Here is a 9556-nt window from a genome sequence, read left to right on the forward strand (position 1 = left end):
GCGTGAATACAGTAGAGCAGTCAACAGAAGTCTTGGCGTCTGATGTTGTGATTGTTGAGGCCCAAAGCATTGACATCAATGGTCTGGTGGCGCTTGAAAACACCTGTTTTGCCACGGATAAGCTGAGTAAACGTCAGTTTCAACATTGGTTAAAAGCCAATAATCGGGTGTTTCTGGTGGCGAAAAACGGCGCTGAATTACTGGGCTATGGCCTGGTGATTATGCGCAAAGGCACCCGACTTGCGCGTTTGTATTCCATCGCGGTAAGTCCGTTGGCTCGAAGTACAGGTTTGTCTTCCAGACTATTGTTGGCCTTGGAGCAGCAGTCGGTGGAAATGGGCAAGTTGTTTATGCGTCTGGAAGTGGCGAAAGGCAATGACGCAGCCATTAACCTGTATCGCAAGTTGGGTTATAAGGTGTTCGGTATTTATCAAAACTACTATGAAGATCACTCAGATGCGCTGCGCATGCAAAAGTCGATATTGCAGGTGCATCGCGCTAATGCCATGAAGCCCTTTCCCTGGTACCAGCAAACCACGGATTTTACTTGTGGACCCGCTGCCACCATGATGGCAATGGCTTCCCTGGATAAAGAGTACCAGGTATCCCAATCGTCGGAGCTGGATATCTGGCGAGAGGCCACCACCATTTTTATGACTTCTGGTCACGGAGGTTGTCACCCGTTAGGATTGGCCCTGGCTGCGGTAAAACGCGGCTTTAAGGCAAAGGTATTCATAAACCAGGCGCTGCCTTTGTTTACTGATGGGGTCAGGAATGAGAGTAATAAAAACATTCTGGCTACCGTCGAGGCGCTTTTTTTAGCACGGGCAACAGAGCAGGACATACCCATCGAGGATGGCGAGTTAAGTGTTGATAATATTGCAGATATCTATCGCCAGGGCGGACGCGTGATTTGCTTGATTAGCACCTACCAGTTAAACGGTAATAAGGTGCCTCATTGGGTAACGATAACCGGAATAGACGATAAGTGCCTGTACCTGCATGATCCGGATTTGGATGAAGATGAGGAGCAGCCAATCGATTGTCAGCACATTCCTATTGCGCTGGAGGATTTTGTCACCTTGTCTCGCTACGGCAAGGCACGCTTGCGCACGGCAGTGGTGCTGCATTTTGCTTAGTTTTGTGCCAATGTGAAAGAGCGTCTGGGTGAATTTGGGTTGATGCAACAGGCGCTATCGCTTACCTTGTTGCACAACGGATTTTCACTCAGGCAGCGCTTATCGTTTCATGGCCACCTCAAATTTAAAACATTTCTACATCCCTGAAGAGCAATCCATTTATCTGCTTTCCCATCAGGATGCGCAAAAACTCAAAGACTGGTTGCAACTGTGTAAGGAGCAATTGCAGTTATTGGGTTATGCGGATATCGAGTTGATCGGTAAAGGGGCTTTTGGTTTTGCCTTTGCGGGATTATCGCCCGAAGGGCAACAGTTGGTGTTTAAGTTTTCGCGCGCCAATTTACCGCAGCACGTACAAGACCGGCTGGAAGAAGAAGCCTTTATGCTCAGTCATGTGGATCATCCCAATGTGCCGCAACTGGTGGAGTTTCAGCGCGTTGGCAAACAAGCCATTTTAGTGATGGAACGCGCTATGGGTAAAGATCTGGAGCAAGTGAGTTTACAAGATGGCCCGTTAAGCGTGCCAAAAATCATCAATATTGCACTGCAAATGGCAGATGTACTCAATGCCTTGAGGAGCTTTAAACAGCAGGGCCAGGACAAGCCGATTGTGCATGGTGATATCAAGCCTTCCAATATTGTCTATAACCCGCAAAATGAAAGGGTCGGTTTAATTGATTGGGGCTCCTCAGTATTTGCGCAAGTGGATGCCAGCGGTCAATATGTTAGTAACAATGTTATGGACTTAATGTCGGGCGACTTGCAGCAAACTAACGCCAGACTTGGGGATGTTTATTTTATCGGTGAAGAGCAGCTCAATGGCGAATTATCCTCACCACGTTTTGATGAACAGGGGCTGGCCAGCACTTTATATGCGCTGGCGTCGGGACAGTCCTGTCGATTTGGCAAAAGCGTGATCACCCCTAATTCGGTTGGGCTGCCCAAAGAGCTGGCGCATACCCTCAGCGCAATGCTCAGTGACGAAGTCGCGCTTAAGCGTGAGGCCGGTGATTATTTCTTGAGAAACATGCATTACATGGCGAACCTGGTATTTGGCGATCCTGGCGTTGCTGCAGAACAGGCCATGATCCCTTGTTGGCACCACGAAGATCAAAAAGAAATCGACACCGTCGTATACAGCTCCCGTAAGTCGTTTTTGCGAGAAGAGGGCGATAGCAGCGACTTGCGCTATCTCAACGATGCTCAGTTTGAACGTTATTATAAAAACTACATGCAAGGCATGGGAGAAACCGAAAAGGCTTTTGTTAGCGCCGTATCTCGATTGGGTAAATTCCCGGTATTGGGCGGTATTGTTGTGCGCTGGCAATCGGACGGGGTTTACATCGATTCATCACTGAATATCAATCGACCGGCATTGTTACCTTCTTTTACTGCCTCGGTAAACAATGTCGTGCGGCTGGCGCGAGCGATTCATCGTGTCGGTATTTTTAAAAGCTGTATGTTTAATGCCAGAGATACTTTGCACGTGGAGCGTTCATCGGTGGAGCAGCCCTTTGTGCCCGAGTCGGGAGATACGATTTTTTACGAAAAAAGCCGTATTTCTGGGGTCGAAGAAGAAGGTCGAACCCACAGTTACTTTGAAGACGGTGACGATCCCGATGAATTATTGCGCTTGCCAGAGCCTATGTTAGCGGTGATCAAGCGGCTCAACGATATTCACCACACGGGATGTATTATCTTTGAAGCATTAACGCTGCACCTTAAAGTGCACAGTTACTATAAATTGTTAGATCACAGCAAAGAGGCTGAATTTCGCGATTGTTTGCAGCAGATCGTCGCATTAATACCACAAATCGAAGGCGAGGGGATTTCCGGATTTATGAAGTTGCCCTATAAAGATACCCGTTTCTTTGAGCACCATGATCATTTACCCGAAAAGTATTATCCGAAGGACCCGCGTTCTCAGCGTCAGAACTAAGTGCTGAGAAAATGAACAGCTTTCAATTAGGTTTCTGACTAAAATTCAGTAAAAAGTTAAGCAGTAAATTGAATGAATAAACAACCAAAAATCAACACCTTATTGACACCCGAAAAAATCGAAGAAAACTTTTTTCGATTTCCAAGCTGGGACTTAGGATTCAGAGCCTTGTTCGGTGGACAGGTGATGGCACAGGCTCTCAGTGCAGCACAACACACGCTGGATAACGATTTTCAGGTGCACTCACTGCACAGCTATTTTTTATTACCCGGCGATGCCGATATCCCGGTGTTTTGCCAGGTGGAGCGGGTCAGGGACGGGCGCAGTTTTGCCACGCGTCGAATCAAAGCCATTCAAAAGGGCAATATTATCTTTGATTGCATGTGCTCTTTTCAGAAAAATGAAGCCGGATTGTCCCATCAAACTCCAAAGATGCCCGACGTACCCGGACCGGAAAACTTCAGCAATGATATCCATAAATACGAAAAACCGGGCGTGACACTGTCGGAGCGTATGCAAGCGGCATTGCCCTATCACAAACCCATTGAAATCCGCACCGTTCCCTCTGACAGTGAAACTGCGCAGCAATATGTTTGGTTGCGGTTGTCGGAAGATGACGAAGTGGAGAACAAACAGGGATTCCACCAGCGGGCTTTGTGCTATGCCTCCGATTACTATTTTTTGATGAGTGCCGTGCGCAAACACGGTTTGTCAGCATCAGATAAGAATGTGCGCCTGGCTTCACTGGATCACGCCTTGTGGTTTCATCGCAGTTTTGATTTTAATCAGTGGGTGCTTTATGTTTCAGAAAGCCCAAGCAGCGCCAATGGCAGAGCTTACGTACGAGGCCAGTTATTTTCACAAGAGGGGGAACTGATAGCCTCTGCGACGCAAGAAGGCTTGCTGCGCGTAAAAGAATAATTTTAATTTATGGAGACAGGCATGATTTACGCTTTAGGAGAACTTACCGTCAACCGTCACGAATCGGTGTTTGTCGCACCCGGTGCCCATGTGATTGGCAATGTCGAACTACAAAAAAATAGTAGTGTCTGGTTTAACGCCGTTGTGCGTGGTGATTGCGATAAAATTACCGTGGGTAAGAACAGCAATATACAAGACGGCAGTGTGCTGCACACCGACGAAGGCATTCCGCTAAACATCGGGGAAGGCGTAACTGTCGGCCACAAGGTAATGCTGCACGGTTGCGAAATTGGCGATTATTCGCTGATTGGCATTAATGCTGTGGTGCTTAATGGCGCGAAAATCGGCAAACACTGTGTTATCGGTGCCAATGCCCTGATCACCGAAGGCATGGAGATCCCAGACGGCTCTCTGGTGGTCGGCTCACCCGGTAAAGTCATCAAAACCCTGTCAGACAAACAAAAATCCCACCTGGAACTCTCCGCCGCTCACTATGTGCAAAACGCTAAGCGGTTTATGCGGGATTTGAAGGCGGAGTAGGACACCTTAAACGCTATGGATGGCGTGAATTAAGGTTAAGCAGAAGCAATCATCAACAAACTCGCCCTTGGCATACAGGCTTTGGTGTGTAGGCTTCTGGTGTAGGTCCTGCTTGAACGACATGGATGGCGTGAATGTCTTTTTTGCAGGGAGCAAAAAAAGACCAGCTGGACAGCTTTATTAATAGCATTAAATTTTTTAATCCTACCTAAGAAGAAACAAAGTACACTGTGCTCTTGTTAAGGGTGGTTTCTTTTTAATTCTTCTTGATGAAAGGAAATTGTTATTTTTCTACAAAATACGATACTCGCCCGAATCTAAAAGGTTGTATTTACAGGGATAAAAAACACCCTTAAAATGTTTGTATGGAAAAAGGATAAATATCCTGTTTTTGTTGGACATTTTTCGTCTATAAAAATGTTAGTTCTCAATTAGGATTTAAGCATGGATAGTTTGATTCAATACTCGGGGGTAGCCGCGTCAGTCTGGATAGTTTTGGGTATCTATATTGCCTCATTATTTTATCCAGACTATAGCCATTCTAAGCAGTTTTGTAGTGAGTTAGGGGCTTTCGGTAGTCCAACGCAAAAACTTTCACCGCTCATTAATAACTATCCCCTTGGCGCTCTATTCATTCTCTTTGGCTACTATTTGTTATCAAATTTTTCAGCACATTTACCAACTGTGGTTATCGGCACTATGGTTGTTATTCATGGCTTTTGTACTTGGCTTTGTGGCTACTTCCCAATGGATGCTGATCCATATACTAAAGAACCAACTCGCAGTTGTGTAATACATTCTTGGTCGGGAATGTTTATGATCCTTTCATTCATTGTTGCACCAGCCATTGTTATTTTTTCGAGTTACTACCCGCTTTCAATCAGACTTCTGTCATTAATATGTATTGTCGGCTGTTTCTATTTTACATATCGCCTTAAACTGGCTTTTAAAGCCGAAACCGTACCGGGTATTTATCAGCGGCTAAGTTACGGCTTTCAAATACTTTGGTTGTTTTCTTATTCTTTCTTCGTGGTGGCATGAGAACTAACCATAAAATTTAAACGTGGACAAATACTCGCTGGCTGGCGTTCATTCTTCACGCAGTATAAGCAACAAGTATTTGTCCTTTTAATTTAGTCGTTGTATACCCTCAACTACAAAGAAGTGCAAAAATTGAAAAAAGCTATTTTTTATTTCATCTCTTTAATTACTGCTTCAATAATTATTTTTATCGGCTGGGCGTATATACCAGAAGAACAGATTGTAGCGACTTTAAAGGAAAGACCTAACAGTGAGGAATGGCAGCTCGAACGTGGATATTCAATTTCTTATGTAAAATTCACACCAACTGCCAATAAAAAAGCGCCCCCTGTCATATATCTTCACGGTGGCCCGGGCGGGTATATACATTCTTCAATCATTGACACTTTATCACCATTAACTGAGTTCGGTTATGAAGTGTTTTTTTACGATCAGCTAGGTTCGGGGCTTTCAGATCGCCCTACTCATTTTAGAGATGTTTCGTTACCTCTACATGTAAGAGATTTGCATGAAATCGTTACTAAACACATTGGTACCGACAAAGTAATCCTTGTAGGTCATTCATTTGGCGCCAATTTGGCTACCCACTTCCTAGCTTCATACCCTGAATTAGTGAGTAAAGTTGTGTATTCCTCTCCAGGGGGATTAACACCTATTATGTATACTGAAAGCGGGGTACCACAACGAGAGCACGTTAAACCGCCGGTTCAATATAGTTTTATAGAGCCATGGAGCTATCATGAAGAATCTGACTCAACGCTATTCCAGCCAAAACCACTACTTGCAATGATTGGAGCACTTGGATTCAATAGCAAATTTATTTCAGATGCTGAGATGGACAAAGTCTTTAATAACCTTGCTCTTAAAGTTACGAAGGGAATGGTGTGTAACCCCGAAATGGTCCAACCTGAAGAAGGTGGGCTAGGTATGTATGCATATATGTCAGCAAACTACAATCCGAACCTTGAAGATATTAGACCTAAGCTGAAAGAGATATCAGTCTCCTCAATAATTCTGCAGGGGCAGTGTGATTCTGGAGATTATGGAACTGTTATCGAGTATTCGGAACTATTGGGGGCAAAATACTATTTTATTGAAGGTGCTGGTCACATCATTTGGTGGGAAAAGCCAGAACTATATTTTAGCTTAATTTCTAAGTTCTTAATATCTGGAGAGTAAGGGCATATAACAAGGCAAACCAAACTTGGACAAACACTCGCTGGCTCCGTTCGTGTTTCGCGTATTATAGCTGGCAAGTATTTGCCATTTATTTGACCCCATTTATTAGTCAAAATAAGAAATAATTGGGGTCAAATAATTGGGGTCAGAGCCGTTTTAAATAAAAGGACTCTGACCCCATTTATCACCCCATTTATCTTTAGAAAATACGGAATGTGTTATTGGTGTGAATTAAAAAAAGGACAAGCCCGGCTTGTCCTTTTTAGTTAGTACCTTTGAGCGGGGGATCAATTACCGATATTAATATGCTCCGGTAGCTGCTCATTATCACCGTCCACTACTTCGAAGGTGGAGTAGGTGATGTTTTGCATATTCACCTGAGCCTCGGTTTCTGATGGTTGAATGAGCATATCGGTGCCATTGTTAATCAGCATCATGCCATCTACTGTCCAGTTTCCGTTGACGGGAGTAACAAAACCCATAGCGTAGCCTTCAATATTGATATTACTCACGCTGGCCGGACCATGGGTGGCATCATTGCCAATATCAAAACCCACGCCTGATTTTGCCGTGCCATCGTTAAAGCTGAACTGGCTGATGTCTTTGCCAAAACCCACAATTCTTGCGCCGTTAACACTTAAACGCTCATTATAGTTGAGCAGCAGTCCGTCACGAGAGCCCCAAATTGTCAGGTTTTCGAGGGTGGGTGACAAGGTATCGATATAGGCCTGAGAGGGCGAGCGATGGAAGTCACTTTGCTGATCCCGACCCAAATAGTTTTCGGCGTGAATATAGCGAATTCTGAATCCCACCGTTGCACCGTAAGATTCGTTACCGCTACTTTGTGCAAGAGGGGCCCACCATACAGGTACGGCGTTGCGATTAGTAATGAGCTCGCCGTTAGGTAGATTTGAGGTTGGAATGGTTACCCGCGTTGCGGTGCTGGAGCCGGCTTCCATGATGCCATCCGTCCAATAGATGATGCCATGGGCTGATGCGCCAGCTGCTACGTTATCTATCATGGCGACCTGGTTTCCGGTTAGCCAAAAACCATCCCCATCATTGCCATAATCCATAAAGTTAGCGGAAAGGTCCGGGTCAATGGCGCCCTGGTCATCCAATACAAAGGTGCTATTCACCGTTCTGATAGCAATATTGCCTTGAATGGTGCCAATTTCGTTACCGGCTTCGGTGTAAAACCCTGCTCCTTGAAGACCATAGGATACATTGTCAATGAAGTTCACATGAGATGAATGATTCACAAAACCCCAACCTGGCCCATTGAATACCACTGAGCCTTTAACCAGTGCGGGTGTTGAGCTCGGATCTGTTCCTACCTGATGGAAATGTACCCCATAGCGGCCGCGTACATTACTACCGCCTAAAGCGACAACATCTGCTGTGGCAGGGGCATCATCGCCATCGCCACCATCGTGAAAATCAAAGCGAAAATCATTTAATGGTTGAGTTTTATCGGTTCGACCAAGTTCGGTAAATTTGGCATTTTGAACATCCACATCATGACTCATAAACATGACGTGCCCGCGGTGTTGAATATCTGTGTTTTCCGATAGAAATTCCACATTCCGACTAACATTGGCAACATAAACATTTAGATCAGCTTTGGGGGCCGTGTGATCTAAGCTCAGTGCTTCATCCAAGGTTATTTGGTTGCCGTTGATGTCGCTAATTCCACGTATTTCATCACTGGTAGGATCGTTGATAATCGTACCTGTGATCACCAGTTTATCTTCAAAATCCCAGCCAGTTGGCGTGGTGGTCAGGTTGATCACACTGTCTCCCTGTTTGGCTTGCGGCGATATGATTGCCCGATGAGTTTTTGCTGTGCCATGGATGGTTGTTTTACCCATAAGGATAGCGCCGCGACTCAACAGTTTCTCATCTGTCACTGCACCATCGTCGATGAATACCACTTTGGCAGATACATCCGGCTGCACCGGAGTTTCAGCATTTCCGATTTGTAAGTGCCCGGAGCAGGCGCTGAATAGGGTGTCCATTTGCAGTTCGGTATTACTATCTGTGGCAAAGTTGAGCGTGCCATCTATTCGAACGGTTTCCAGTCGATCAGGTATCAAACCCGCTATGGTTACTTCGATACCTTCTGGGATCTGCACTAGTGCGCCATTCCCCGGTGCATCGCCACCCCAGGTAGTTGCGTCTGACCACCTTCCTGATTGTATCGCAGTGTGTGTCATCTGATTTACTGCCACAAAATCAGGTTCCATCATGCAATGGTTCTGATGTCCTGTTCCTGAGTGATCGCCGTGATCTGTATTATCGCCTGTTTCACTGCCTGTATCGTCTCCATCGTCAGAGCCTTCATCCTCGTCTGAGCCTTCATCTTCATCAGATTCTTCATCCTCGTCTGAGCCTTCATCTTCATCAGATTCTTCATCTTCGTCAGATTCTTCATCTTCGTCAGATTCTTCATCTTCGTCAGATTCTTCATCTTCGTCAGATTCTTCATCTTCGTCAGAGTCTTCGTCTTCATCAGAGTCTTCATCTTCATCAGACTCTTCATCTTCGTCAGAGTCTTCATCTTCGTCAGAGTCTTCATCTTCATCAGAGTCTTCGTCTTCATCAGATTCTTCGTCTTCGTCAGATTCTTCATCTTCGTCAGATTCTTCATCTTCGTCAGATTCTTCATCTTCGTCAGATTCTTCATCATCGTCAGAGTCTTCATCTTCGTCAGAGTCTTCATCTTCGTCAGAGTCTTCATCTTCGTCAGAGTCTTCATCTTCGTCAGAGTCTTCATCTTCGTCAGAGTCTTCATCTT

Annotated in this window: 7 protein-coding genes; 6 read left to right on the plus strand and 1 reads right to left on the minus strand. The window is 45.3% G+C overall.

The annotated features are described in order from the left end of the window. Positions 1-2 precede the first annotated feature (2 nt). The 6 genes from ACXAGP_RS09285 (at position 3) to ACXAGP_RS09310 (ending at position 6759) form a co-directional block, all read left to right on the plus strand. Positions 3-1139, plus strand: a complete 1137-nt coding sequence (locus ACXAGP_RS09285) for a GNAT family N-acetyltransferase/peptidase C39 family protein (RefSeq protein WP_475260933.1) — start codon at positions 3-5, stop codon at positions 1137-1139. A 109-nt stretch (positions 1140-1248) separates the two neighbouring features. Next, the gene (locus tag ACXAGP_RS09290; protein ID WP_475260934.1) at positions 1249-3078 is read left to right on the plus strand and encodes a protein kinase domain-containing protein; all 1830 of its coding nucleotides are present in this window, start codon (positions 1249-1251) and stop codon (positions 3076-3078) included. Positions 3079-3150: 72 nt separating this feature from the next. Beyond that, complete coding sequence (locus tag ACXAGP_RS09295) at positions 3151-3999, plus strand: acyl-CoA thioesterase (RefSeq protein ID WP_475260935.1); 849 nt, start codon at positions 3151-3153, stop codon at positions 3997-3999. Between the two features lie 21 nt (positions 4000-4020). Next, complete coding sequence (locus ACXAGP_RS09300) at positions 4021-4539, plus strand: gamma carbonic anhydrase family protein (RefSeq protein ID WP_475260936.1); 519 nt, start codon at positions 4021-4023, stop codon at positions 4537-4539. 444 nt (positions 4540-4983) lie between these two features. Continuing rightward, complete coding sequence (locus ACXAGP_RS09305) at positions 4984-5580, plus strand: DUF998 domain-containing protein (protein WP_475260937.1); 597 nt, start codon at positions 4984-4986, stop codon at positions 5578-5580. A gap of 132 nt (positions 5581-5712) precedes the next feature. Then, positions 5713-6759 (plus strand): alpha/beta fold hydrolase, encoded by a 1047-nt coding sequence (locus tag ACXAGP_RS09310; RefSeq protein WP_475260938.1) that lies wholly within the window; start codon positions 5713-5715, stop codon positions 6757-6759. 287 nt (positions 6760-7046) lie between these two features. On the opposite strand, the gene ACXAGP_RS09315 is transcribed toward ACXAGP_RS09310, so the two are convergent. Further along, a partial coding sequence (locus tag ACXAGP_RS09315) for a G8 domain-containing protein (RefSeq protein ID WP_475260939.1) occupies positions 7047-9556 on the minus strand: 2510 nt, incomplete at its 5' end.

Source organism: Planctobacterium sp. AWM4_229, from assembly GCF_056160305.1.

Excerpts from the sequence above, each read along its gene's own strand:
- ACXAGP_RS09290 (WP_475260934.1), top strand. The coding sequence starts at position 1,249 with ATGGCCACCTCAAATTTAAAACATTTCTACATCCCTGAAGAGCAATCC.
- ACXAGP_RS09295 (WP_475260935.1), top strand. The coding sequence starts at position 3,151 with ATGAATAAACAACCAAAAATCAACACCTTATTGACACCCGAAAAAATC.
- ACXAGP_RS09300 (WP_475260936.1), top strand. The coding sequence starts at position 4,021 with ATGATTTACGCTTTAGGAGAACTTACCGTCAACCGTCACGAATCGGTG.
- ACXAGP_RS09305 (WP_475260937.1), top strand. The coding sequence starts at position 4,984 with ATGGATAGTTTGATTCAATACTCGGGGGTAGCCGCGTCAGTCTGGATA.